Source organism: Serratia sp. PL7, from assembly GCF_945957435.1.
Window position 1 is genome coordinate 68564 of the sequence record NZ_CAMFLB010000004.1, and the last position, 24221, is coordinate 92784.

21 protein-coding genes are annotated in these 24221 nt (G+C 59.3%); 6 read left to right on the forward strand and 15 right to left on the reverse strand.

The window, feature by feature from the left end; translation table 11 throughout:
• Window positions 1-200 precede the first annotated feature (200 nt).
• The 5 genes from ridA to argF form a co-directional block, all read right to left on the reverse strand.
• On the reverse strand, window positions 201-587 hold the full coding sequence (gene ridA / locus N6G83_RS20575; RefSeq protein ID WP_260516174.1) for a 2-iminobutanoate/2-iminopropanoate deaminase: 387 nt from the start codon (window positions 585-587) through the stop codon (window positions 201-203).
• A 159-nt stretch (window positions 588-746) separates the two neighbouring features.
• On the reverse strand, window positions 747-1211 hold the full coding sequence (gene pyrI / locus N6G83_RS20580) for an aspartate carbamoyltransferase regulatory subunit (RefSeq protein WP_004933377.1): 465 nt from the start codon (window positions 1209-1211) through the stop codon (window positions 747-749).
• 12 nt (window positions 1212-1223) lie between these two features.
• Window positions 1224-2159: an aspartate carbamoyltransferase gene (gene pyrB / locus N6G83_RS20585; protein WP_004933375.1), complete on the reverse strand. Its 936-nt coding sequence runs from the start codon at window positions 2157-2159 to the stop codon at window positions 1224-1226.
• Between the two features lie 289 nt (window positions 2160-2448).
• Window positions 2449-4017: an ABC transporter substrate-binding protein gene (locus tag N6G83_RS20590; RefSeq protein ID WP_260516173.1), complete on the reverse strand. Its 1569-nt coding sequence runs from the start codon at window positions 4015-4017 to the stop codon at window positions 2449-2451.
• Between the two features lie 195 nt (window positions 4018-4212).
• A complete protein-coding gene (gene argF / locus N6G83_RS20595; protein ID WP_049294756.1) occupies window positions 4213-5232 on the reverse strand; it encodes an ornithine carbamoyltransferase in 1020 nt (339 codons plus the stop codon).
• A gap of 162 nt (window positions 5233-5394) precedes the next feature.
• Between argF and rraB the strand changes: the two genes are divergently transcribed.
• Together rraB and miaE are read left to right on the forward strand one after the other, a co-directional pair.
• Entirely contained in the window at window positions 5395-5820 is a 426-nt protein-coding gene (gene rraB, locus N6G83_RS20600) for a ribonuclease E inhibitor RraB (protein ID WP_025305115.1), read from the forward strand.
• A 178-nt stretch (window positions 5821-5998) separates the two neighbouring features.
• Window positions 5999-6763, forward strand: coding sequence for a tRNA isopentenyl-2-thiomethyl-A-37 hydroxylase MiaE (miaE, locus tag N6G83_RS20605; RefSeq protein WP_049294757.1), 765 nt, complete (start codon window positions 5999-6001; stop codon window positions 6761-6763).
• A gap of 15 nt (window positions 6764-6778) precedes the next feature.
• On the opposite strand, the gene N6G83_RS20610 is transcribed toward miaE, so the two are convergent.
• The 5 genes from N6G83_RS20610 to pepA all read right to left on the reverse strand — a co-directional run bounded on the left by N6G83_RS20610 (window position 6779) and on the right by pepA (window position 14251).
• Window positions 6779-8386 carry a GMC family oxidoreductase gene (locus N6G83_RS20610; RefSeq protein WP_260516172.1) on the reverse strand — a complete coding sequence of 536 codons (1608 nt, stop codon included), beginning with the start codon at window positions 8384-8386 and terminating at the stop codon, window positions 6779-6781.
• A gap of 226 nt (window positions 8387-8612) precedes the next feature.
• Window positions 8613-9116 (reverse strand): GNAT family N-acetyltransferase, encoded by a 504-nt coding sequence (locus N6G83_RS20615; protein WP_004933360.1) that lies wholly within the window; start codon window positions 9114-9116, stop codon window positions 8613-8615.
• A gap of 200 nt (window positions 9117-9316) precedes the next feature.
• The gene (locus tag N6G83_RS20620; RefSeq protein WP_260516171.1) at window positions 9317-12193 is read right to left on the reverse strand and encodes a valine--tRNA ligase; all 2877 of its coding nucleotides are present in this window, start codon (window positions 12191-12193) and stop codon (window positions 9317-9319) included.
• A gap of 12 nt (window positions 12194-12205) precedes the next feature.
• On the reverse strand, window positions 12206-12655 hold the full coding sequence (locus tag N6G83_RS20625) for a DNA polymerase III subunit chi (RefSeq protein ID WP_025305119.1): 450 nt from the start codon (window positions 12653-12655) through the stop codon (window positions 12206-12208).
• 84 nt (window positions 12656-12739) lie between these two features.
• Window positions 12740-14251, reverse strand: a complete 1512-nt coding sequence (pepA, locus tag N6G83_RS20630; protein ID WP_004933352.1) for a leucyl aminopeptidase — start codon at window positions 14249-14251, stop codon at window positions 12740-12742.
• 282 nt (window positions 14252-14533) lie between these two features.
• Here pepA and lptF point away from each other — a divergent pair, with 282 nt between their 5' ends.
• From lptF to tnpA, 3 genes are all read left to right on the forward strand, one after another.
• Entirely contained in the window at window positions 14534-15628 is a 1095-nt protein-coding gene (gene lptF / locus N6G83_RS20635; protein ID WP_025305120.1) for an LPS export ABC transporter permease LptF, read from the forward strand.
• The gene (gene lptG, locus N6G83_RS20640) at window positions 15628-16698 is read left to right on the forward strand and encodes an LPS export ABC transporter permease LptG (RefSeq protein ID WP_019453290.1); all 1071 of its coding nucleotides are present in this window, start codon (window positions 15628-15630) and stop codon (window positions 16696-16698) included. Before lptF ends, lptG begins: the two co-directional genes overlap by 1 nt.
• A gap of 173 nt (window positions 16699-16871) precedes the next feature.
• Window positions 16872-17309, forward strand: a complete 438-nt coding sequence (gene tnpA / locus N6G83_RS20645) for an IS200/IS605 family transposase (protein WP_260516202.1) — start codon at window positions 16872-16874, stop codon at window positions 17307-17309.
• 73 nt (window positions 17310-17382) lie between these two features.
• On the opposite strand, the gene N6G83_RS20650 is transcribed toward tnpA, so the two are convergent.
• The gene (locus N6G83_RS20650) at window positions 17383-18141 is read right to left on the reverse strand and encodes a DeoR/GlpR family DNA-binding transcription regulator (RefSeq protein WP_033636877.1); all 759 of its coding nucleotides are present in this window, start codon (window positions 18139-18141) and stop codon (window positions 17383-17385) included.
• Between the two features lie 200 nt (window positions 18142-18341).
• Between N6G83_RS20650 and N6G83_RS20655 the strand changes: the two genes are divergently transcribed.
• Entirely contained in the window at window positions 18342-19058 is a 717-nt protein-coding gene (locus N6G83_RS20655) for a helix-turn-helix transcriptional regulator (RefSeq protein ID WP_033636878.1), read from the forward strand.
• Here the strand turns inward: N6G83_RS20655 and N6G83_RS20660 are convergent, their stop codons facing one another.
• The 4 genes from N6G83_RS20660 to N6G83_RS20675 all read right to left on the reverse strand — a co-directional run bounded on the left by N6G83_RS20660 (window position 19059) and on the right by N6G83_RS20675 (window position 24217).
• On the reverse strand, window positions 19059-19703 hold the full coding sequence (locus tag N6G83_RS20660) for an acyl-homoserine-lactone synthase (RefSeq protein ID WP_049208832.1): 645 nt from the start codon (window positions 19701-19703) through the stop codon (window positions 19059-19061).
• A 1262-nt stretch (window positions 19704-20965) separates the two neighbouring features.
• A complete protein-coding gene (locus N6G83_RS20665; RefSeq protein ID WP_049208826.1) occupies window positions 20966-21358 on the reverse strand; it encodes a VOC family protein in 393 nt (130 codons plus the stop codon).
• 1 nt (window position 21359) lies between these two features.
• Window positions 21360-22691: an L-fucose:H+ symporter permease gene (gene fucP / locus N6G83_RS20670; protein WP_043136287.1), complete on the reverse strand. Its 1332-nt coding sequence runs from the start codon at window positions 22689-22691 to the stop codon at window positions 21360-21362.
• Window positions 22691-24217 carry a xylulokinase gene (locus N6G83_RS20675; protein WP_127146754.1) on the reverse strand — a complete coding sequence of 509 codons (1527 nt, stop codon included), beginning with the start codon at window positions 24215-24217 and terminating at the stop codon, window positions 22691-22693. The genes fucP and N6G83_RS20675 overlap by 1 nt, the downstream gene beginning before the upstream one ends.
• Window positions 24218-24221: the final 4 nt, after the last annotated feature.

Below are 24221 nucleotides of genomic sequence, written 5' to 3' on the forward strand. Positions count from 1 at the left end.
ATCTCCTGTCATTATTCACGAAGTGAACGAAATGAAACAGCAATGACCCGGCCGGGTGAAAAACAATTATAGGCGTATTTTTATTGAGGAATTGTAAATGTGAACGATATTACGCTATCGCTATAAATTAATTGGGTTAATAAAATGATTATCAATAAAAACGGCCAGTCTGCACTGGCCGTGATTCGCATGCGTGTCGATTAACGACGCACGGCGATGGCTTCGATTTCGATCTTCACGTCTTTCGGCAGACGCGCCACTTCTACGCAAGAGCGGGCCGGGAACGGCGCGCTGTGCTCGGTGAAGAAGGCTTCGTACGCGGCGTTGACGGTGGCGAAGTCGTTCAGGTCTTTCACGAATACGGTGGTTTTCACGATGTCGGCAACGATCAGGCCGGCGGCTTCGACGATCGCTTTAACGTTTTCCAGCGACTGGCGCGCCTGAGCGGCGACGTCGTCGGCGACGGCGCCGGTTTTCGGATCGACCGGGATCTGGCCGGAAGTGATGATCATGCTGCCCAGATCAACGCCCTGCACGTAAGGACCAATGGCTGCCGGGGCGAGTTCAGTGCTGATATTACGTGGCATGTTTTCTCCTGATAGACCCGTTGTCTTTCACGCCGCCGCGCGGTCGGCCGCAGCGTAAAATTCGGTGGGTAGCAACGTGGGTAGAGTAATTTTCAGAGGACCCATTATAGGGCGTCACCGGGAGAATGACAGCGCCATCTCCCGGCGCCCATGCCGGGCTTAGTCCGCCTGCAGTACCACCTGATGCTCGAACTCTTTTTCGCAGTAGCGGCATTTCAGGTGCACTTCGCCGCCGCGCGATTTGACGCTGAAGCTCGACGCCACCGGCTCGCTGCGGCTGATGCAGTTGCCGTTCGGGCAGGTCAGCACGCCGTCGATGTGGTCCGGCAGGCTGAGGGTCAGTTTGCGCACCACTTCATAGTTATCGATGCGGTTTACCGTGGCCTTCGGCGCGTACATCGCCAGCTGGTTGGCCTGCTGCTCGGTCAGGAAAGTGTTCTCGATCTTGATCAGATCCTTGCGGCCCAGTTCGTTGGAGGGCAGGTTCAGGCCGATGGTGATGCGCTGGTCGGTGGCGGTCAGCTTGAACAGCGTCAGCAGCTTGAAACCGATCTGCGCCGGAATGTGGTCGATCACCGTGCCGCATTTGATCGCTTCGACCTGCAGTTTGTTGTCGTGAGTCATGGCGGTTCCCCCTTAAAGAGCCAAATCTGCGTTGAGCACCAGCGCCAGCAGCGCCTGACGGGCGAAGATGCCGTTGCCCGCCTGCTGGAAGTAGTAAGCGTGCGGCGTTTTATCCACGTCGGTGGCGATCTCGTCGATGCGCGGCAGCGGGTGCAGCACCTTGAGGTTGGCGCGCGCGCCGGCCAGATCTGCGGCGCGCAGCACGAACTGCGCCTTCACGTTGGCGTACTCGGACGGATCGAGGCGCTCTTTCTGCACCCGGGTCATGTAGAGAATATCCAGCTCTGGCACCACTTCTTCAATGCTGCCGTGCAGGCTGTACTCGATGCCTTTCTCTTCCAGCATTTTCAGGATGTAGGCCGGCATTGCCAGCGCGTCCGGGGCGATGAAGTAGAAGCGGTTGCCTTCGAATTTGGCCAGCGCCTGGGTGAGCGAGTGCACGGTGCGGCCGTATTTCAGGTCGCCGACCATGGCGATGCTGAGATTGCTCAGGCGCCCCTGGGTTTCCTGGATGGTGAACAGATCCAGCAGGGTCTGGGTCGGGTGTTGGTTGGCGCCGTCGCCGGCGTTGAGCACCGGCACGTTGCCGGAGAACTCCGAGGCCATGCGCGCCGCGCCTTCCTGCGGATGGCGCATCACGATGGCGTCCACGTAGGTGCTGATCACCGAGATGGTGTCAGCCAGGGTTTCGCCTTTTTTGCCGAGCGAGGTGTTGCTGCCGTCGGCAAAACCGACCACCGAGGCGCCGAGGCGGTGCATCGAGGTTTCGAACGACAGGCGGGTACGGGTCGAGGCTTCAAAGAAGCAGCTGGCGATCACCTTGTGTTTCAACAGCTCCGGCTGCGGGTTGGCTTTCAGACCGGCGGCGGTGCGCAGCACCAGCTCCAGATCCTCGCGGCTGAGATCGTTAATAGAGATGATGTGTTTGTGATACAGCGGGTTGGCCATTTTTCACTCCTCCTCGACGCGTGCCCGTGGCGCGGGACTTTTTAAGGCAAAAAAAAGCCCCTCAATGAGGGGCTTGAAACGATCGGTTTAGCAACAGGAGAAACAACGGCAGCTGGCCGCCGATAGGCAGTCGGTTTTGTCGATTGTGGCTAACAAAACAAACGTCGTTTTTCATGCTTTCTCCTGGCAAATTGTGGCGCATTATACTCGCGCTTTTCGCCACTGCAAGCGCTAAAACGCCGTTTTTTGCCGCCCCGCAATCGATTGGCCGGCGATGGCTGCCCGCCGGCTATTTGCTGACGCGATCGTAGTAGACCATGTCGGCGTTCAGCCCCTGCTGGTAGCCTTTGACGTTGTCGCGCAGCACCACTTCGGTTTTGGCCTGATCGATAAACACGTACGGTGAACTGCGCTGCAGCTCCTGCTGCATGGCGGTGTACAACGCGCGCCGTTTGGCCGGATCGGCTTCGGCTAGCGCCGCCAGCGTCTGCTGGTTCAACTGCGGGATCTGCCAGCCGTTCAGCCCGGCCACCGTGCTGCTCTTGCCGTCGTTGTAGGCGAAGGCGCTGGCGTTGGAGTGGGCGTCGAAGTAATCCGGGATCCATAGGCGGATCGCCGCCTGATGCTGCCTGGCGCGCACGCGGGAGTAAACCTGGCTGCCCGCGGCCGGCAGCAGTTCGATCTTCACGCCGGCGGCGGCGAAGCTGCCCTGCAGCGCCTGCGCGATGGTGATGAACGGCGGCTTGTTCTCTACGTCCAGCGTAAAGGCGGCGTGGGTGATGCCCGCCTTGGCCAGGATCGCTTTCGCCTTGGCGGGATCGTAGCTGAACGGGTTGGTCTCCAGCGCGCCCGGCAGCCCGACCGGCAGGAAGCTCTGGTGCACGAAGTATTGGCCCTTCAGCAGATCCTGGGTGATGCCCTGATAATCCACCAGGTAGCGCGCCGCTTCCCAGAAGGCCGGGTTGTTCAGCAGCGGATTGGCGCCGTTGCCGGTGTTGAACACCAGGTAGTTTTGCTCGGCGGACGGGATCTCCAGCACCTTGACGCCCGGCTGGTTCTTCAGCGTGTCGGTCTGATCGGCGCCCAGTTCGCGGGCGATATCGGCGTCGCCCTGCTGGATCAGCAGGCGGCGGGTGGCCGGATCCGGCACGTTTTTAATAATGATGTTTTTCAGCTGCGGTTTGTCGCCCGGCGAGGTGGGGTTGGCATCCAGCACGATCGCCTGATGCGGCTGATAGACGCGCATCTTGAACGGGCCGCTGCCAGCGGAGTGCATTTTCAGCCAGGCGTTGCCGAAGTCGCCGTCTTTGACGTTGGCCAGCGCCGCCTTGCTGTCGACGATCGAGGCGATCGGCGTCGAGAGGATATTCAGCGCCACCGCCGGGCTGACGTCCGCCGTCCAGCGCAGCTGCACGGTATGGTCGTCGATCTTCTTCAGCTGCGCGTCGATGTTGTCCGGCTGCCAGCCGAGCACGTTGAGGATGAACGCCGGCGACTTGTTCATTTTCACCGCGCGGCTGTAAGAGAAGATCACGTCGTCAGCGGTCAGCGGATTGCCGGAGGCAAACGCCGCCTGCGGCCGCAGTTTCACCGTCAGCGTTTTAGCCGCCGCATCGCCCTGCCAGCTTTCCGCCAGCACCGGCGCCACCTTGGCTGGATCGTCGCGATCCGCCTGCACCAGCCGCTGATACAGGCTGGGCACCGTCTGGATGCTGGAGAGTTCGTTGGCTTCCGCCGGATCGAGGCTGACGATGTCATCCAGCGATTGCACCACTACCAGCGTATTCGGCGGCGTGGCGGCTAACGCGGCGGCGGGCAGGGCGGCGAGCAGGAACAGCGGCAAGAGTTTGGTTTTCATCGGTGTGTATCCCCTGAAGGCGCCGCAAGGCGGCGCTGAGAACGGTTTGTTATCGTTGGTTTTTATGGCGCGGGCGCCGTCGGCCTGTCACGGTAGAACCTTTGCCGGCGGCGGGCAAAGGTCAATCCGCTATTTGATATTCCAGGAATATATTAGCCGCCCTGGCCGGGGGTGCCAGGGCGGAGGGGGGGGCAATCAGAGGGTTTCGCTCAGCGTGGCGACCAGCACCGCCTTGATGGTATGCAGCCGGTTTTCCGCCTGATCGAACACCACGCTGTGCGCCGATTCGAACACCTCGTCGGTCACTTCCATGCCGCCGTGCAGGTCGTACTGCTGCGCCATCTGCTTGCCGAGCGTGGTTTGGTCGTCGTGGAAAGCCGGCAGGCAGTGCAGGAACTTCACGTTCGGGTTGCCGGTCAGCTTCAGCATCGCCATGTTGACCTGATACGGCCGCAGCAGCGCGATACGTTCCTGCCAGGTCTCTTTCGGTTCGCCCATCGACACCCACACGTCGGTGTAGAGGAAATCGGCGTCTTGCACCCCTTCGGCGATGTCTTCGGTCAGGGTGAGTTTCGCGCCGGTTTGCTGCGCCAGCGCCTGGCATTCGGCCACCAGCTCCGGCTGTGGCCAGCAGGCCTTCGGCGCCACCAGCCGCAGATCCATACCCGCCAGCGCGGCGGCTTCCAGCAGCGTGTTGCCCATGTTGTTGCGCGCGTCGCCGACGTACGCCAGCTTCACCTCGCTCAGCGCCTTGCCCGGTAGGTGTTCCTGCACGGTGAGCAGATCCGCCAGCAGCTGAGTGGGGTGGAACTCGTCGGTCAGGCCGTTCCACACCGGCACGCCGGCATGTTCCGCCAGGGTTTCCACCAGCGCCTGGCCGTAGCCGCGGTATTGAATACCGTCGTACAGGCGGCCCAGCACCCGGGCGGTGTCTTTCATCGACTCTTTATGGCCGATCTGGCTGCCGCTTGGGCCGAGATAGGTCACCTGCGCACCCTGATCGAATGCGGCAACTTCGAAAGAGCATCGCGTGCGGGTCGAGTCTTTTTCGAAGATGAGCGCAATGTTTTTGCCCTGCAGCCGGCGCTGTTCCTGCCCCTGCTTCTTGGCCTGTTTCAGATCGGCCGAAAGCCGCAGCAGCGCCTGCAGCTCGGCGGGGGTGAAATCCATTAACCTCAGAAAGTGACGTTGGTAGAACGCATTGCCGGTGCTCATAGTCCGATTCCTTGATCGCTCAATTGAATTAAAATTCACTTTATATGTATGAATATTCAATTTCAACCCCGACGAGCAAATCTTTCACGTTTATCGTGGAAGCAATGTCGGCGGTGTGTGAAAATAGAAGGAATGAAGGCCATTTGACTTGAGGATATAGGCATGGCAAACCGCGAATTGCTGGAAGAACAACGTGAAGAGACCCGCCTGATCATCGAAGAACTGCTGGAAGACGGCAGCGATCCGGACGCGCTCTACACCATCGAGCACCATCTGTCCGCCGAGAAATTTGAGGTTCTGGAGCAGGCCGCCGTTGAAGCCTTCAAGCTGGGCTACGAAGTGACCGACGCCGAAGAGCTGGAAGTGGAAGACGGTTCGATGGTGATGTGCTGCGACGTGATCAGCGAAGTCGGCCTGAACGCCGAGCTGATCGACGCTCAGGTAGAACAGCTGGTGGCGCTGGCGGAGCGCTGCGGCGTCAACTACGACGGCTGGGGCACCTACTTCGAAGATCCGAACGGTGAAGACGGTGAGGATGACGAAGACGGCGACTACATCGACGAAGACGACGACGGCAAACGCCACTGATTAACCCCGCTTATTCACATGGGCCGGTTCTCGCCGGCCCCTGATATCCCCGTCGTCTTTCAAGCTGCAGCGTTGTTGGCTGCACTCTCTCACCCCAGTCACTTACCTGAGTAAGCTCCTGGGGATGAGTGAGCTGGCCGCCTAGCTGCAACTTGAAATACATAGGGCAATGAAGCCGATGACATACCAATCCCTGTTAGCCCCGATTTTAAGCTTCCTGCACTGTGAAACTCCCGACGCCTGGATCGACGCCGCGCGCCGTCCGGAAAACCTGCAGCTGTTGCTGACCGACCACCTGGTGTGCGAGCTGAAGGCCGCGCAGACCGGCATGTGGCTGATCCGCCGCTATGTGGCGGACAAAGAGAGCGGCGACGCGCTGTTGGCGCTGCTGCGGCCCTACGAGGCGTTTCTGCACGAGGCGCAGGGCGCGCCGGACACGCTGTTCCGCCAGGGCCAGTTCACCCGCAAGATCCTGCCGAAAAACGGCTCGGCCTACGGCCAGGATCTGGCGGATCGCATGGTGCTGTTGATCAAGGAAGAGCTGCATCACTTCTCGCAGGTGCTGGAGATCATGCAGACGCGCGGGATCCCGTATCGCAAGATCACCGCCAGCCGCTACGCCAAGGGCATGATCCGCGAGATCCGCACTCACGATCCGGCGACGCTGATCGATAAACTGATCTGCGGCGCCTACATCGAAGCGCGATCCTGCGAACGCTTCGCCAAGCTGGCGCCACACCTGGATGACGAGCTGAACCGCTTTTACGTTTCGCTGCTGCGATCCGAAGCGCGGCATTACCAGGACTACCTGACATTGGCCGAGCAGATCGCCGGCGGCGACATCAGCGAACGGGTGGCGCATTTCGGCCGCCTCGAAGCTGAGCTGATCCTGTCGCCGGACAGCGAGCTGCGCTTCCACAGCGGCGTGCCCGCCGCCGCATGACGTTGAGGGGCGCCCCTACTGCGGCGCGCCCAGCAACAGATCCACCGCCTTTTCCGCCAGCATGATGGTCGGCGCATTGGTGTTGCCGCTGGTGAGCTGCGGCATCACCGAGCAGTCGATCACCCGCAGCTGTTCAAAACCGTGCACCCGCAGCTGCGGATCGGTCACCGCGTCCTGCGGCGACGGCCCCATGCGGCAGCTGCCCACCGGGTGATACACCGTCTTGCAGAAGTTGCGCACGAACTCTTCCAGCTGCGCTTCATCGCGCGTCCACTCCGGCTGCGGCATCAGCAGATCTTTGATCAGCGGCTTCAGCGCCGCGGTTTGCAGGAAGCCCAGGCCGAACTTCACCGCGCGCACGCTGCCGGCCAGATCGTCCGGGTGACCGAGGTAGTTGGCGTGCAGCCTGACCGGATCGCGCGGGTTGCTGCTGCGCAGCTGCACTTCGCCGCGCGCCTTCGGCTGCAGGTAGCCGACCTTGTGCGTGAAGCCGTGAATGTTCGGCAGCGGCTCGCCGGGCACGTCGTCCCAGCTGTCCAGCAGCGGCAGGAAGTGGATCTGCACGTCCGGCCGGCCGTCGCCCTGGCTGTCGGTGAAGGCGGCGCCTTCCAGCACGTTGGATGAGAGCACCCCGCTGCGAAACGCCAGCCACTGCGCGCCGTGGCTCAGCGCCTGCAGGCCGCGATCGGCGCCGAACAGGCTGATCGGCTCGCGGGTGCTGACGTTGATCGACATGTGCAGATGGTCGTGGAAGTTTTTGCCCACCGGCAGATCCGCCCGCACCTCGATGCCCAGCTGCTGCAGGTGGTCGCGCGGGCCGATGCCGGACAGCATCAGCAGCTTCGGCGAACCGACCGCGCCGGCGCTGACGATCACCTCTTTGGTGGCGAGTGCCGTCACTTCCGCGCCGCCGTTCTGGCTGTAAACCACGCCGGTGGCGACGTTGCCCTCGAAGGTCAGCCGGTGCGCCAGGGCGTTCAGTTTCACCACCAGCCGCCGTTCGTCGCGCACTGCCTTCAGGTAGGTGCGGGCGGTGCTGGCGCGCTCGCCGTTGCGGGTGGTGGTTTGGTAGAAACCGACGCCGTGCTGGCTGTCGCCGTTGAAGTCGTTGCGATAGGGCAGGTTCAACTCCTGGCCGGCGCGGATAAACGCCATGCTCAGCGGGTGGCGGTAGCGGTTCTCGCTGACCGGCAGCAGCCCGTCGGCGCCGTGGTAGTCGTCGGACAGGCTTTCATTGGCCTCGGCGCGTTTGAAGTAGGGCAGCACATCCCGGTAGCTCCAGCCGGCGCAGCCATAGCGTTCGGCCCAGTCGTCGTAGTCCTGCGGCTGGCCGCGCAGGTAGATCATGCCGTTGACCGAACTGCTGCCGCCCAGCACCTTGCCCTGCGCGATCTGCATGCGGCGGTTGTTGGCGTGCGGTTCCGGCTCCGTCTCGTAGGGCCAGCTTTTTTTGGCGATGATCTTGGCCACCCCGGCCGGCATCTTGATAAACAGGTTATTGTCGTCGCCGCCGGCTTCCAGCAGCAGCACCCGCGCCTGGGTGCGGCGGATCAGCTGCGCCGCCAGCACGCAGCCGGCGGAACCGGCGCCGACGATGATGTAATCAAAGGTATTTTCCGACATGACAGCTCTCCGTGCGCGATTGGGATACTGGCAGAGTAGCGCGGGGGGAAAAACGGTCAATTTGCGATCGTTAATTTATTAACGAACTTCACATTAAATTTACATCATGGTTTTTAACGTCAGTTTATCTGCTTGAAAAACGGCGTTATAGCGAGTTTTACTGATTGATTGCGATATTAATAAAATGGCGCAGCACGCTGCGCCATGATAGAGAGGCGGGGGACGATTACAGCGTTTTCAGCATGGTGACTTCGCAATCGACGTGGCCGGTGGCGCCCATCGCGTGGTCGATGTGTTCGAAGCCCAGGTGTTCGTACAGTGCGACGGCCTGCGTCAGGCTGGCGGTGGTCTCGAGGTAACAACAGCGGAAGCCGTGCTGGCGGGCGAAATCCAGCGCCTGCAGCGCCAGGCGTTTCGCCAACCCCTTGCCGCGCAACACCGGCAGGAAATACATCTTCTGCAATTCGCAAATATCGTCTGCGCCGCCCTGCAGCGGCGCGATGCCGCCGCCGCCGGCGACCTGGCCGTCCACCTCGATCACCCAGTAAGCGCTGCGCGGCAGGCTGTAGAGCTGATACAGGGCGTCCAGATTGGGATCGGAGACGGTATAGCCTTTATCCGCCGTCAGGCCGTGCTCGGCGGAGACTTCGCGAATGACGTGAGCAATGGCGGGATTGTCTTCCGCCGTGATGGGGCGCACCAGCAGGCGCGCCGGGGTTGCTGTTGTCATGTTTACACTCGCCATTGAAAGAGACCACGTTCGTTTTTCGTTTTTATCGCAGCACGAAACGCGCCGGGGATTATTTCCCGGCGGCGTCCCTGCAGCAGTAATATCTTGTAATAACATCTAACCCGGCTCGGATGCAACGGCGATAAAAAAACAGCGGGGAAGACCCCGCTGTTTTTCAGGCGTTGGCGTGAGCCGGTGGATTACAGCGCGGCGATGGTCGCCTGCTGTTCCTGCAGCTTCACTTTGCCTTCTTTGCAGGCCGCCAGACGATCGCGTTCTTTGGCAACCACCGCCTCCGGCGCGCGCGCCACGAAGCCTTCGTTCGCCAGCTTGCCTTCGATCGAAGCGATTTCCGCATCCAGTTTACCCATCTCTTTCGCCAGACGCGCGATCTCGGCGTCCTTGTCGATGAAGCCGGCCATCGGGATCAGCAGCTCGGCGCCGTCCACCAGCTTGGTGACGGAGACCGGGCCTTTCTCACCGGCTGGCAGCAGCGCGATGGATTCCAGGCGCGCCAGACGGGCGATAAAGCTTTGGTTCTCCTGCACGCGGCGCTGGGCGTCGGCGCTGCAGTTGCGCAGCAGCACGTCGAGCGCTTTGCTTGGCGCGATGTTCATCTCGGCGCGGATGTTGCGCACGGCGATGATGGTTTGCTTGATCCACTCCAGATCGTTCAGCGCCTGCTCGTCTTCCAGCGTGGCGTCGTAGGCCGGGAACGGCTGCAGCATGATGGTGTCTGCGGTCGTGCCGGTCAGCGGCTTCACGCGCTGCCAGATGGTTTCGGTGATGAACGGAATGATCGGGTGCGCCAGGCGCAGCAGCGCTTCCAGCACGGTGATCAGCGTGTGGCGGGTGCCGCGCTGTTCCGCTTCGCTGCCGTTGCTCACCACCGGCTTGGTCAGCTCCAGATACCAGTCGCAGAACTGGTTCCAGGTGAATTCGTACAGGATGTTGGCCGCCAGATCGAAGCGGTAGGTGTCCAGCGCTTCGCGGTAGGCTTTCACCGTGCGGTTGAATTCGGCCAGGATCCAGCGATCCGCCAGCGACAGTAACTTTTCGCCGCCGTTGAAGCCGCAGTCGTGCGCTTCGGTGTTCATCAGCACGAAGCGGCTGGCGTTCCACAGCTTGTTACAGAAGTTGCGGTAGCCTTCCAGGCGCTTCATGTCCCAGTTGATGTCGCGGCCGGTCGAGGCCAGCGCCGCCAGGGTGAAGCGCAGGGCGTCGGTGCCGTGCGGCTCGATGCCGTTCGGGAACTGCTTCTCGGTGCGCTTGCGGATTTTCTCCGCCAGCTGCGGCTGCATCATGTTGCCGGTGCGTTTTTCCAGCAGATCTTCCAGCGAGATGCCGTCGACCATGTCCAGCGGGTCGATCACGTTGCCTTTGGACTTGGACATCTTCTGGCCTTCGTCGTCACGGATCAGGCCGGTCATGTAGACGGTCTTGAACGGCACCTGCGGCTTGCCGTTTTCATCCTTGATGAAGTGCATGGTCAGCATGATCATGCGCGCGATCCAGAAGAAGATGATGTCGAAGCCGCTGACCATCACGCTGGTCGGGTGGAAGGTTTTCAGCGCCTCGGTCTGCTCCGGCCAGCCCAGGGTAGAGAAGGTCCACAGGCCGGACGAGAACCAGGTGTCCAGCACGTCTTCGTCCTGGGTCAGCACCACGTCGGCGCCCAGGTTGTTCTCGCTGCGCACTTCTTCTTCGCTGCGGCCCACGTAGACTTTGCCGTTCACGTCGTACCAGGCCGGGATGCGGTGGCCCCACCACAGCTGACGCGAGATGCACCAGTCTTGAATGTCGCGCATCCAGCTGAAGTACATGTTTTCGTACTGCTTCGGCACGAACTGAATGTCGCCCTGTTCGACCGCTTCCACCGCCACTTTGGCCAGCGGCGCGGTGCGCACGTACCATTGGTCGGTCAGCATCGGCTCGATCACCACGCCGCCGCGGTCGCCGTAAGGCACCGTCAGGTCGTGCGGCTTAACCTCGTCCAGCAGGCCCAACTGATCGAAGGCGGCCACCACCGCTTTACGCGCCGCGAAGCGCTCCAGGCCGCGGAACTCGGCCGGGATTTCGTTGCAGTAGTCGGTGCAGACTTCGCCCAGGGTGTTGAACACTTCCGCTTCCTGGCGGATGTCGCCGTCGAAGGTCAGAATGTTGATCATCGGCAGGCCGTGGCGTTTGCCGACTTCGTAGTCGTTGAAATCGTGCGCCGGGGTGATCTTCACGCAGCCGGTGCCTTTTTCCATATCGGCGTGTTCGTCGCCGACGATGCGGATGCGGCGGCCGACCAGCGGCAGAATGATCTCTTTGCCGATCAGGTCTTTATAGCGTGGATCTTCCGGGTTGACGGCCACGCCGGTATCGCCCAGCACGGTTTCCGGACGGGTGGTGGCGACCACCAGGTAGTCTTTGCCCTCGGCGGTTTTCGCGCCGTCGGCCAGCGGGTAGCGCAGGTGCCACATGGAACCTTTGGACTCGCGGTTTTCCACTTCCAGATCGGAGATGGCGGTGCGCAGCTTCGGATCCCAGTTCACCAGGCGCTTGCCGCGGTAGATCAGGTCTTCTTTGTGCAGACGGACAAACACTTCGCGCACCGCGTTCGACAGGCCTTCGTCCATGGTGAAGCGCTCGCGCTCCCAGTCCACGGAGTTGCCCAGACGGCGCATCTGGCGGGTGATGGTGCCGCCGGATTCCGCCTTCCACTGCCAGATTTTGTCGATGAACGCGTCACGGCCGTAGTCGTGGCGGGTTTTGCCTTCTTCCGCGGCGATCTTGCGCTCCACCACCATCTGGGTGGCGATGCCGGCGTGGTCGGTGCCCGCCTGCCACAGGGTGTTTTTACCCTGCATGCGCTGATAGCGAATCATGGTATCCATGATGGTCTGCTGGAACGCGTGGCCCATGTGCAGGCTGCCAGTGACGTTCGGCGGCGGGATCATGATGCAGAAGCTTTCCTGGCTGGTGTCGCCGTTCGGCTTGAAGTAACCCTGATTCTCCCAGTGATCGTACAGCTTCTGTTCGATCTGTTTTGGGTCGTATGCGGTGTCGAGCTGACTGTTTGTCTTTTCCATTCTTTATCGTATTCAGTGAGTTGGCGGCGTAGCCGTGGTCAAATGGAAGCCGACGCTGCGATAGGCCTTGTAACGGTCGCGCGCCAACTGTTTCAGAGTGTCTTCGTAAGGAACGAAGTCTACCACTTCATGGAAAGCGGTAGCAAAATCGGCAAACTGCGGCAGCAGGGCGATCAGCAGATCGCGCGGGGCATTGCCGCGCTTGCCGGGCCAGCACAGTTCCACCGGCGCGCCGTAGTGCGGCCCTTCGCCGGCCAGATTGTGCGGCACGAATTCATGCGGCTCGCGCTGCCACAGCGCTTCGTCCAGCCGCTGGGCCTGCTCCTGGCTCTCGCAGGCGATCAGCACCCGCTTGCCGGAACGGAAGCCGCTGGCGGCAACGGCGCAGGCCACGGCCTCATGGGCGCTGAGCGCGCCTGACGGTTCCGCGTTGTCGAGCAAATAAAACGTCGCCTGTTTCATTAAGGATCCACCGCTGCCGATAAAAAAATGTAGGGGCACAGCATGCTGTGCCCCTTGGGATTATACCTGAATTACCGCTCAGATTTAATCGTCGCCGTTCAGACCTGCACGGTTGAGCAGGAACTGCGACAGCAGCGCCACCGGGCGGCCGGTCGCGCCCTTGGCTTTACCGGAGCGCCAGGCGGTGCCGGCGATATCCAGGTGTGCCCAGGTGTACTTGCGGGTGAAGCGCGACAGGAAGCAGGCGGCGGTGATGGCGCCACCAGGGCGGCCACCGATGTTCGCCATGTCGGCGAAGTTGGAGTCCAACTGCTCGTAGTACTCGTCGGCCATCGGCAGGCGCCAGGCGCGGTCGCCGGCCTGCTCGGAAGCGCCCAGCAGCTCGTGCGCCAGCGGGTTGTGGTTCGACATCAGGCCGGTGATGTGGTGGCCCAAGGCGATCACGCAGGCGCCGGTCAGGGTGGCGATGTCGATCACCAGCTCCGGTTCGAAGCGCTCGACGTAGGTCAGGGTGTCGCACAGCACCAGGCGGCCTTCGGCGTCGGTGTTGAGCACCTCGACGGTCTGGCCGGACATGGTGGTCAGCACGTCGCCCGGACGATACGCCCGGCCGCCCGGCATGTTTTCACAGCCGGCCAGCACGCCGATCACGTTCAGCGGCAGGTTCAGCTCCGCCACCACGCGCATCACGCCGTACACGGTCGCCGCGCCGCACATGTCGTATTTCATCTCGTCCATGCCGTCGGCCGGTTTGATCGAGATGCCGCCGGAGTCGAAGGTCAGCCCTTTGCCTACCAGCACGATCGGCTTAGCGTCCGGATTTGGGTTGCCCTTATATTCCATCACCGACATCAATGATTCGTTCTGCGAACCAGCGCCGACCGCCAGATAGGCGTTCATGCCCAGCTCTTTCATCTGCTGTTCGCCGATGACGCGGGTGGTGATGTTGGTGCTGAAGGCGTCCGCCAACTGACGGGCCTGCGAGGCCAGGTAGCCGGCGTTACAGATGTTCGGCGGCATGTTGCCGAGATCTTTGGCCGCCTTGATGCCGGAAGCCACCGCCAGGCCGTGCTGGATAGCGCGCTCGCCGCTGGTGAGCTCACGGCGGGTCGGCACGTTGAACACCATTTTGCGCAGCGGACGACGCGGCTCCACCTTGTTGCTTTTCAGCTGATCGAAGGTGTAGAGCGTCTCTTTGGCGGTTTCCACCGCCTGACGCACTTTCCAGTAGGTGTTGCGGCCTTTCACGTGCAGTTCGGTCAGGAAGCAGACCGCTTCCATCGAGCCGGTGTCGTTGAGGGTATTGATGGTTTTCTGGATCACCTGCTTGTATTGGCGCTCATCGAGCTCGCGCTCTTTGCCGCAGCCGATCAGCAGGATGCGCTCGGAGAGAATGTTGGGCACATGGTGCAGTAGCAGCGTCTGCCCGACCTTGCCTTCCAGTTCGCCACGGCGCAGCAATGCGCTGATATAACCATCACTGATTTTGTCGAGTTGTTCTGCGATAGGGGACAGGCGGCGCGGTTCGAAAACGCCGACTACAATACAGGCACTGCGCTGTTTTTCCGGGCTACCGCTTTTTACACTGAACTCCATGCACTCTCCTGAATCTTAAAGACAAAGGCGGACGCTACGGCTAGAATAACCGACTCCGTAACGATCTCCTGCCATTTGAGTTAACGGATTATGTTAACCTGAACGGCATAAATTGCTCTGTTTTGGCGACTATAAGCAAGTTCCTATAGGACACCCAAACGGCTTGATGTTGTAATACTATTTTAGCTGTGAAGGTTGCCATATGATGAGAATAAATGGCGGATTAACGATGAAATTATCGATTTTCCTGCAAAAAGACAAGTTTTCACAGGCGTAATAAGCGTGATCATCATAAGATATCTGGTACGGGAAACGCTCAAGAGCCAAATCGCCATCCTGTTCATCCTGCTTCTGATCTTCTTTTGTCAGAACCTGGTCAGGGTGTTGGGCGACGCGGTGGACGGCAATATCCCGACAAACTTAGTACTCTCCCTGCTCGCGTTGGGCGTGCCGAAAATGGCGCAGCTCATCCTGCCTTTGAGCCTGTTTCTCGGCTTGCTGATGACGCTTGGGCGGTTGTATACCGAGAGCGAAATCACCGTTATGCACGCCTGCGGGCTGGGTAAACGCACCCTGATTATCGCCGCCATGATCCTGGCGCTGCTCACCTCTGCGATCGCGGCGGTGAACGTGTTTTGGGCCGGCCCCTGGGCCTCGCGCTATCAGGACGTGGTGGTGAACGAAGCCAAGGCCAACCCGAGCATCGCCGGGCTGGCGGAAGGGCAGTTCAAACCCTCGCAGGACGGCAACGCAGTGCTGTTTATCGGCAACGTGAAGGGCAGCACCTTCAACGACGTGTTCCTGGCGCAGCTGCGGCCGAACGGCAACCAACGCCCGTCGGTGGTGGTGGCCGAGCACGGCAACATCGTGCAGCAGAAAGACGGCTCGCAGGTGGTGACGCTCGACAAGGGTACCCGCTTTGAAGGCACCGCGCTGCTGCGCGACTTCCGCATTACCGACTTCACCGACTACAAGGCGGTGATTGGCCACCGCACCGTGGCGGCCGATAACACCGAATCCGAACAGATGTCGATGCAGACGCTGTGGGAATCCGACGATCCGGACGCGCGCGCCGAGCTGCACTGGCGCCTGACGCTGGTGGTCTCGGTGGCGCTGATGGCGCTGCTGGTGGTGCCGCTCAGCGTGGTGAACCCGCGCCAGGGCCGCGTGCTGAGCATGCTGCCGGCCATCCTGCTGTATCTGATCTTCTTCCTGCTGCAGACCTCGCTGCGCTCCAACGCCGGCAAGGGCAAGCTGGATCCGATGCTGTGGCTGTGGCTGGTTAACGGCGTTTACTTGGCGATCGCGCTGGCGCTGAACCTGTGGGATACCGTGCCGATGCGCAAGCTGCGCGCACGCCTGAGAGGAGCGGCCTGATGTTTGGCGTATTAGACCGGTATATCGGCAAAACGATTTTCAACACCATCATCATGACGCTGTTCATGCTGGTGTCGCTGTCCGGCATCATCAAGTTCGTCGATCAGCTGCGCAAGGTCGGCCAGGGCGAATACACCGCGCTGAGCGCCGGCATGTACACCCTGCTGAGCGTGCCGAAAGACATCGAGATCTTCTTCCCGATGGCGGCGCTGCTTGGCGCGCTGCTCGGCCTGGGCCAGCTGGCGACGCGCAGCGAACTGGTGGTGATGCAGGCTTCCGGCTTCACCCGCCTGCAGATCGCCGGCTCGGTGATGAAAACCGCCATTCCGCTGGTGCTGCTGACCATGGCGATCGGCGAGTGGGTGGCGCCGCAGGGCGAGCAGATGGCGCGCAACTACCGCGCCCAGCAGATGTACGGCGGCTCGCTGCTCTCCACCAAGAGCGGGCTGTGGGCGAAGGACGGCAACGACTTCATCTACATCGAGCGCGTCTCCGGCGACAAAGAACTCTCCGGCGTGAACATCTACCACTTCAACGATCAGCGTCGCCTGGAGACGGTGCGTTATGCCGCCACCGCCAGCTTCGAGAACGGCCTGTGGCAGCTTTCGCAGGTGGACACCTCGGATCTGACCAACCCGAAACAGGTGACCGGCACCCAGACGCTGACCGGCGAATGGAAAACCAATCTGACCCCGGACAAGCTGGGCGTGGTGGCGCTGGATCCGGATTCGCTCTCCATCAGCGGGCTGCACAACTACGTGAAGTACCTGAAGCAGAGCGGCCAGGAATCCAACCGTTATCAGCTCAACATGTGGAGCAAAATCTTCTCGCCGCTGTCGGTGGCGGTGATGATGCTGATGGCGCTGTCGTTCATCTTCGGCCCGCTGCGCAGCGTGCCGATGGGCATCCGCGTGGTGACCGGCATCAGCTTCGGCTTCCTGTTCTACGTGCTGGATCAGATCTTCGGCCCGCTGAGCATGGTCTACAGCATGCCGCCGGTGCTGGGTGCGCTGTTGCCGAGCATGCTGTTCCTGCTGATCAGCGTGTATATGCTGCTCAAACGCAAGTAGCGGGGCGATCGGTAGTGAAGAAAGGCGTGGCCGCGGGGCCACGCCTTTTTTGTTGTAAGCCTTAAACCACCTCCTAAGGAGGTGGTGATTGAACCTGTGAGGCTCTAGCCTGAAGGAAACCCATGCCGGAATATTCCAGCTTACTCACCACAAGTAAGAAGGAAATCACCAACATGGGTTTATACAGGAGTTCATCACATGTGTTCTGGCGTTGCAAATACCACCTGATTTGGACGCCGAAGTATCGATTTAAAATCCTCCGCGACAAGGTGGGCAAAGAGCTCTACCGAACAATTTATATCCTCTGCAACATGAAGGACTGTGAAGTTCTTGAGCTAAATATTCAGCCAGATCATGTGCATCTGGTCGTGATAGTCCCCCCGAAGCTATCGATTTCGACGTTGATGGGCGTCCTGAAAGGACGCAGTGCAATCCGGCTTTACAATCGTTTCCCACATATACGAAAGAAGTTGTGGGGCAATCATTTTTGGGCAAGGGGATACTTTGTCGATACGGTAGGAGTAAACGAAGAAATTATCAGGCGATACGTGAAGTATCAGGATAAGAAGGACCAAGAGATCGAACAGCAGATGGAGTTGTTGCAGGATTAACTCGAAAATTGCCCCCTTTTAGGGGGCGTCATGTAAAGCCACCTCCTCCGGAGGTGGTCTTTTACTGGGAGGATTAGCTGACGCTCAGCAGCGCGATGCCGGCATCCTGATAGGCCTGCGCATCTTCCGGCAGGCGATCCAGCACCAGGGTATCGATCTGTGCAGGGGAGGCGAACTGCGCCAGCGAGGTGTTGCTCAGCTTGGAGTGATCGCACACTACGATCACTTGATTGGCATGCTCCACCATCGCGCGCTTGGTTTCGGCCAGCATGATGTCGGCCACACAGGCGCCTTGTTTCAGCGACAATGCGTTGGCACCCATAAACGCCTTGTCGATGTTCAGCGTATCAAGCAGCGAACGGCCGTTGATGGCGACCGCGCAGTGATAACCCTTTTTGACGATGCCACCCAGCAGGATGATCTGGATCGATTCGACGTCTTCCAGACTCTTGGCGATCATGAAATCGTTGGTGACCACGGTCAGGTTGCGGCGCTGGCGCAGATGGCGGGCGATCTGCAGGGTGGTGGTGCCGGTATCCAATACGATGATGTCGCCGTCTTCCACCAGGCCGGCGGCCAATTGACCGATTTGCTCCTTGGCGCTGAGGTTCACCTCTTCACGCTGATCAGAGCCGACCTCGAAGCTGGCGCGGGTGCGCAGAATGGCGCCGCCGTGGGTGCGTGTCAGCATACCGGCGTCTTCCAGAATGCGCAGATCGGTGCGGATGGTGGCGCCGGAGACGTTAAAGCGCGAGCTCATTTCCCCCACGGAGAGCTTGCGCTTCTCCTTGAGAATGGCGAGGAGTTTTTCCTGGCGCTCTTCTGCGAACATGCTCACTCATTCACTCCTGACAGGCACAATGGACGTGCGGCTAATATACCCCGCGTATCGGCGGCAGGCAAAGCGCTTGCCGGCCACCGAGGGCAATATTCCACCGGGCATTATCCGTGCGAGATGTGAAGGTTACGGCGCGTCGATCCTTTTTGGTATAGTCTACCCAGCAGCGTATTGGGTAGCGGGGCAGGCAGTTAATGGAATATGAAGAGAATATCAGTCACATTATCAGCAAGCATCTGGAAGCGGCATTAGGCGATTTCGGCGAGCTTATCTGGGCCTACGTGGTGTTATCCAAGAAAGATATGTCATGTATCTTTGGCGTTACCAATTATCCCGGTGAATGGGTAAAGCAATATAAAGAACAAGGGCTACAATATACCGATCCGGTAGTCATTACGGCGCTCAATCGCCTGACGCCTTTTGCCTGGGATGAAAATCTGATGGCCGGTGCCGGCTTCCGCTTTTCTGAGTTGTTCGAGCAAGCACGCGAATTCGGCGTAGCCGACGGCTATACCTTCGTGTTGCATGATTTTAATAATAATCTGGTGACCCTTTCCTTTACCCTCGCTGCCGAGCGCAAGGCGGAAACCATGCAGATGCTGAATCAGCATAAAGGCGATATTTCGTTGCTGCTGGCATCGACCCATGAGATGTATTTGACGCTGACTTCACTGTCCGAAAAAAACACCGCGCGCCAAGAAAAAAACGCCCGTTTTACCGAGAGAGAAAACGAGATCCTCTATTGGGCCAGCGTAGGGAAAACCTACCAGGAAATGGGTATGATCCTGGGGATCAAAACCTGCACCATCAAGTTTCATATGGGGAACATTGTCAAAAAGCTGGGGGTGGCGAATGCCCGGCATGCTATCCGTTTAGGGATGGAACTTCAGCTGATTAAACCGGTGGGGTGATTAGAATGCAGGTTCGTCGCTCAACGGCCAGGCGTTTAGCATGTGCTCGTCTTGCGTATTCAACTTTTTGAATATTTTGTTTTTTAATGCCTCCTGGCTCTGACGATCAACGTGGCCCAACAGCAAATGAACGGGCTCGTTCTTTTCCGATATGCCTGTCTTCAGCAGCGTGACGTTCCAGCCGGAGCTTTTGATGATATGCAACATCGGATGGCTGGAGACGGCCAGTATGCCGTCATAGCCGTGTTGCCGCGCATAGTTGATCAGCGATAAGAACAGCGCCAGAGTCACAGGGAACCGGCGACCCAGCAGTGACTGGGTTCTTTCTTTATCGACGAAAAAGCGTGTGGATTCGATGAAATTCCCTTCTGGAATGACGATGTCATGAAAGAAAGAGGAAAATGCGCTGTTCAGCATATTCTTGTGTTTCATATCAATCATCCTGGTACCACAAACTATCATGTTGTCCTTTACGCCAAATATATAGTTTGTCTTATCATTATCAAACTCATCCAGCTCCTTGCCGTCTGAACAGTTCACGGCCCATTGCAGCCTGTCTTTAAAGACATTTTTCCTTAAAACATAAAGTTCTGCTGATTTTTCGGTGCTCATTGATGCGTAGTTGGTGCTGTAAATATTAAACATAATGTTACCTTTGAATAAATTAAGAGAAATAACTTTATCCAGTAACATCAGCGAAGTTTCACTACGAGCATGCCGGTGCGTGAGAATGATAAGGCTTTTTAAGCGATCGGCGCTAACCTTATTATGCCGTGCCGCGAGGCAGTTTCAGGGCAATGGCACAGTGAACACAGCAGGCCGGCGAAATTGAACGGCCTGGCCGATTAAAGACAGGAGAGGATTCCAGAATTGCTATCATGGGCTGCCCGGCCTTGTCTGCCATGGCGAAATATTAACTGGTGATTTTATAATGAATGGTGTCTTAATTATTTTAATAGTGAATTGGTGATATTTTCCTACTGAAGATTTGCCTATAAGGCATGACTTCGTCGTCCCGCAGAGGAATAAGCGTGAAAATGGCGGCCAGTGTGATTTTTACAGTATGTCCTCGGACCTGTACTCCTGCGTGACCAAGTCCGCTCTTAAAAAATATCTGATAGAGATCACATTATTGTAATGACAGGAACGGTGCTATTTCGTGATGGTTCTGCGGGTATGTTGGGCTGCTGGGTGAAATGAGCAATGTGTGGTGGTCTTGATAGAACGCCGTGGCGGCTGAGATACAGAGCGAAAAATAGTGCTAGCACCCGATTTCCGCTATGTGAAATAATAACCCAACTGAACTGATGAAGGTCTAGTAGGGTACTATACTTTAGTCTAACTAGCTTCTAACTCCCTAAGGCGATACACTTTTCTAGTCAATTTTTGATGAAAAAAACATAAAAAAAACCTGACCTCGTAGGGTCAGGCTGCCAAGATCGGCCAACACCAGGGAAAATTTTCTTACACCATCTTAAAGCTATCAACTCAGCAGAGGCAAGTGTTCTCTGCTGGTTTTTAGCTTTGGGTTGCTGTTTTGTTACGTATGCACGCTATTTTCTGTTGGTTCTAGATAAAATCCCATATCAAGAAATAACATCTCTCCCCTGACAACCCCGTTCCCATTGACTTATTCCAGTTATGACTGCCGTAGATGAAAAAATAGTGTTGTCGAAATGTTGTGCAAACATATTTTTTATTGGCTGAATTATTGTGATGCAATTATTTTCAGCATTGTTATCCCGGTTCGGGATTATTTGGCATCGTTTACATAGATCGGGGGAGTAACAAGCATAACCCGACAAGCGGCGAGCCAAGGTTATAAAGACGCGTGAGCTGACAAAAAAGCGAATGAGGCCCGATGGCTTATAACAGCCATCGGGCCTTGTGCTATGTGGGAAGAAACATTACAACGGTTGGCTGAACTCCACCCGCTCACCGTCCGGCCCGGCGATCATCAGATAGCGCACGCCGTTGGCGCCGCTGGGCTGCAGCGTCGGCCCTTCAATCACCGGATAGCCCAGATCCGCCAGCCAGCGTTGCGTGGCCGCCAGATCGGTGACCCGCAAAGCGATGTGGTCGATACCATAGGCGCTGGCGGGGCGAGTCAGCCCTTCGGCGGGTAGCTGGTATAACTCCAGCGTTAACTCACCCAACTGCAAAAACTGTACGGTGACGGGGCCGCTGAGCGCCAGCGTTTGCCGGGGTTCGAAACCGAGTGAACGATAGAAGCCGGCGGCTCGTTCGATATCGGCGCAGCGCAAACCGACGTGCATCAGCCCGTTAATTCGGTGTGCCATATCAAATCCCCTTGCGCGCGCAGTAGAAGCCATAGAAGGCGACGTAGGCGAAGCAGACCAGCGGCACCGCGAAGGCGATCTGCATATCGCCGCCGTTGAGATCGGAGATGATGCCCATGATTAACGGCACCACCGCACCGCCGATGATCGACATCACTACGATCGAACCGGCCACCTGAGTTTCTTCGCCCAGCCCTTTGATCGTCAGGCCAAAGTTGGTTGGCCAGCACAGCGCCATGCAAAAGTTGACGCCCATGATCGCCACCACCGCCAGCAGGCTTTGGATGTTGACGGCCAGCAGCAACAGCAGCACGCATACCGAACAAAACACGCCGAGCAGCCGCGCCGGGCTGAACTTTTTCATCAGCGCGGTGGTGACCACCTTGCCGGCCGAGTAACAGACCAGCGTGGCCAGCAGCCAGTAGGTGGCTGAATGCTCGGTTGCCCCCTGTTCAATCATCTGCACAAAACGAATGGTGAAACTCCACAGCCCTACCTGCGCGCCGACATACAGGAACTGCGACAGCACTCCCAACCGGAAGCGCGGCAGCGCCAGCAGGATCTTCAGCGATTGCATCAGCGGCTTGCCTGCTCCCTGGTGCGAGCGTTGGGTTTTACAGGCGGGGAATTTCACCGCCACGAAGATCAGTGCCAACACGATCAGCACGCTGCCGATGATCAGATAAGGTGTGACCACCTGCGACACCATCTGGGTGCGTGCCGCTTCGGCCGCCGCCGGTGGCATCTGCAGCAGCTCGGCATGGCTGGGATCGTTTTTGCCGAACACCAGCTGCTGGCCGATCAATACGCCAAAAATGATCCCCAGCGAGTTGAAGATCTGCGAGAAGTTGATGCGCTGGGTGGAGGTTTCCAGCGGCCCCAGCAGGCTGGAGTAAGTATTGGCGGAGGTTTCCAGGAACGACAGCCCGGTGGCGATCACCCCCAGGCAGGCCAGGAAGGCGCCGTAGGTCATGATCTGCGCTGCCGGGATAAACAGGAAACAGCCGAGCGCGTACAGGCACAGGCCGATCACGATCGCCACCTTGTACGAGTAGCGTTTGATCACCGCTGCGGCGGGCAGCGCCATCACGAAGTAGCCGAGGAAGAAGATCGACTGCACCAGTGCGGTTTGGGTATCCGACAGATCGAAGCCTTTTTTGAACTGGGCGATCAGAATATCGTTCAGGTTGCCGGCCATGCCCCACAGGGCGAACAGGCAGCAGACCAGCATCAGCTGCAGCCAGGGCGTGGCGGGCAGATAGGCGCTGCGGTCGATGCTTTCGGCCGCGGCGTGTTGCGCCACGTCGCCCTTATTAATCAGAGAGTCGCTCATTACGGTGTTCCTTCATCCGGAGAAAAAGAGAACGAGCTAATAACGTCAAGCTGCTCGTAGAGGGGCTGCGCCTGGCGGTAGAGCTGTTCGAACAGCTCGAAGCAGCGCAGGTAGTGCTCGTGCTGGCGTGGATCGGGAGTAAATTCGCGCTCGATGCTGACAGTGCGGCTCACCCCTTGGGCGAAACTGCTGAATAGCCCGACGCCGACCCCGGCGACGATCGCGCAGCCGGTGGTGCCGTTCTCCTGATTGCGCGTCTGCAGCAGCGGCAGGTTATAGACCGAGGCTTTGATCTGCAGCCACAGCGGGCTGCGCGCGCCGCCGCCGGAGGCGATCATTGCCTCCGGCTCCTGTGCGTGGCGCCTGAGCTGCTGCAGATTACGCAGGGAGGCCAGCGCTACGCCTTCCAGCACCGCGCGGTAGAGATGCGGCTGCCCATGCTTGCGCTGCAGGCCGAAGAACTGCGCGCGCGAGTTGGTGTGTTCCGCCAGCCGCTCGCCGGTCAGGTAGGGCAGGAACAGCAGCCCCTCGGCACCCGGCGGCACCTCGGCCGCCATATCGAGCATCTGTTGGTGGCTGAGTTGGCCGGCGCTTAGCGCCGAACGCGCCCAGCGCATGGCGTCGCCACCGGCATCGAGCAGGGTAAAGCCGCCCCAGGCCGAGTTGGCCAGGTGCAGGTTGTTGACGCTGGCAGAGAGCAGCGGGTGTTCCGAGACCACGGTGAGCAGCGTGGAGGTGCCGGTGCTGTCGGAGGCGATGCCAGCCTGATAGACGCCGGAACCGAGCAGGGTAGCGGCCATATCCGCCGTGCCCGCTACTACCGGCACGCCCGGCGGCAGACTGGTAACGCTTGCCGCTGCGGGCGTAATGTGGCCAATCACCTCGCTGGAGAGGTGGATGGCGGGCAGCTGATCGGCGCGCAGCCCGAACTGCCATAGCGCCTCTGGCGACCACTGCAGCGTGGCGCTGTCCATCAGGTAATAGCAGGAGGCTTCACTGTAGTCGGTGGCGCGTACGCCGCAGAGCCGGAAATTGACGTAATCCTTAGGCATCAACACCGTGGCGATGCGCTCCCACTGCGATGGGTGATGCTCACGCAGCCAGGCCAGCTTGAACGCCGGCCAGGCGGCGGTGGGGGGATTGTTCAACAGTTCGAGCCAGGGCTGCGGCGGCTGTTGGTGGCTAAAGCGCGCCACCTGCGGCTGCGCGCGTTTGTCGTTCCACAGCATGGCGCGATCGACGACCAGCTCGCCGTCGGCATCGAGCAAGACCGTGCCGTGCATCTGCCCGCAGGCGCCGACGGCGGCGATACGCGGCCAGTATTCGGCGTAGCGCGCGTACAGCTCCTGCGTACACTGGCAGACACTCTGCCACCACAGTGAAGGCGGTTGTTCCGACCAACCGGCCTGCTGCGTGATCTGTTCGTACTCACGCTGGGCGAAGCCAAGGATTTCCCCGGTGTTGGTGACCAGCCCGGCGCGGGTGCTGCCGGTGCCGATATCAAGGGTAAGAAGTAAATCTTTCATTGTT

Coding starts and splice junctions, on each gene's coding strand:
- ridA (WP_260516174.1), bottom strand. CDS start 587: ATGCCACGTAATATCAGCACTGAACTCGCCCCGGCAGCCATTGGTCCT.
- pyrI (WP_004933377.1), bottom strand. CDS start 1,211: ATGACTCACGACAACAAACTGCAGGTCGAAGCGATCAAATGCGGCACG.
- pyrB (WP_004933375.1), bottom strand. CDS start 2,159: ATGGCCAACCCGCTGTATCACAAACACATCATCTCTATTAACGATCTC.
- N6G83_RS20590 (WP_260516173.1), bottom strand. CDS start 4,017: ATGAAAACCAAACTCTTGCCGCTGTTCCTGCTCGCCGCCCTGCCCGCC.
- argF (WP_049294756.1), bottom strand. CDS start 5,232: ATGAGCACCGGCAATGCGTTCTACCAACGTCACTTTCTGAGGTTAATG.
- rraB (WP_025305115.1), top strand. CDS start 5,395: ATGGCAAACCGCGAATTGCTGGAAGAACAACGTGAAGAGACCCGCCTG.
- miaE (WP_049294757.1), top strand. CDS start 5,999: ATGACATACCAATCCCTGTTAGCCCCGATTTTAAGCTTCCTGCACTGT.
- N6G83_RS20610 (WP_260516172.1), bottom strand. CDS start 8,386: ATGTCGGAAAATACCTTTGATTACATCATCGTCGGCGCCGGTTCCGCC.
- N6G83_RS20615 (WP_004933360.1), bottom strand. CDS start 9,116: ATGACAACAGCAACCCCGGCGCGCCTGCTGGTGCGCCCCATCACGGCG.
- N6G83_RS20620 (WP_260516171.1), bottom strand. CDS start 12,193: ATGGAAAAGACAAACAGTCAGCTCGACACCGCATACGACCCAAAACAG.
- N6G83_RS20625 (WP_025305119.1), bottom strand. CDS start 12,655: ATGAAACAGGCGACGTTTTATTTGCTCGACAACGCGGAACCGTCAGGC.
- pepA (WP_004933352.1), bottom strand. CDS start 14,251: ATGGAGTTCAGTGTAAAAAGCGGTAGCCCGGAAAAACAGCGCAGTGCC.
- lptG (WP_019453290.1), top strand. CDS start 15,628: ATGTTTGGCGTATTAGACCGGTATATCGGCAAAACGATTTTCAACACC.
- tnpA (WP_260516202.1), top strand. CDS start 16,872: ATGGGTTTATACAGGAGTTCATCACATGTGTTCTGGCGTTGCAAATAC.
- N6G83_RS20650 (WP_033636877.1), bottom strand. CDS start 18,141: ATGTTCGCAGAAGAGCGCCAGGAAAAACTCCTCGCCATTCTCAAGGAG.
- N6G83_RS20655 (WP_033636878.1), top strand. CDS start 18,342: ATGGAATATGAAGAGAATATCAGTCACATTATCAGCAAGCATCTGGAA.
- N6G83_RS20660 (WP_049208832.1), bottom strand. CDS start 19,703: ATGTTTAATATTTACAGCACCAACTACGCATCAATGAGCACCGAAAAA.
- N6G83_RS20665 (WP_049208826.1), bottom strand. CDS start 21,358: ATGGCACACCGAATTAACGGGCTGATGCACGTCGGTTTGCGCTGCGCC.
- fucP (WP_043136287.1), bottom strand. CDS start 22,691: ATGAGCGACTCTCTGATTAATAAGGGCGACGTGGCGCAACACGCCGCG.
- N6G83_RS20675 (WP_127146754.1), bottom strand. CDS start 24,217: ATGAAAGATTTACTTCTTACCCTTGATATCGGCACCGGCAGCACCCGC.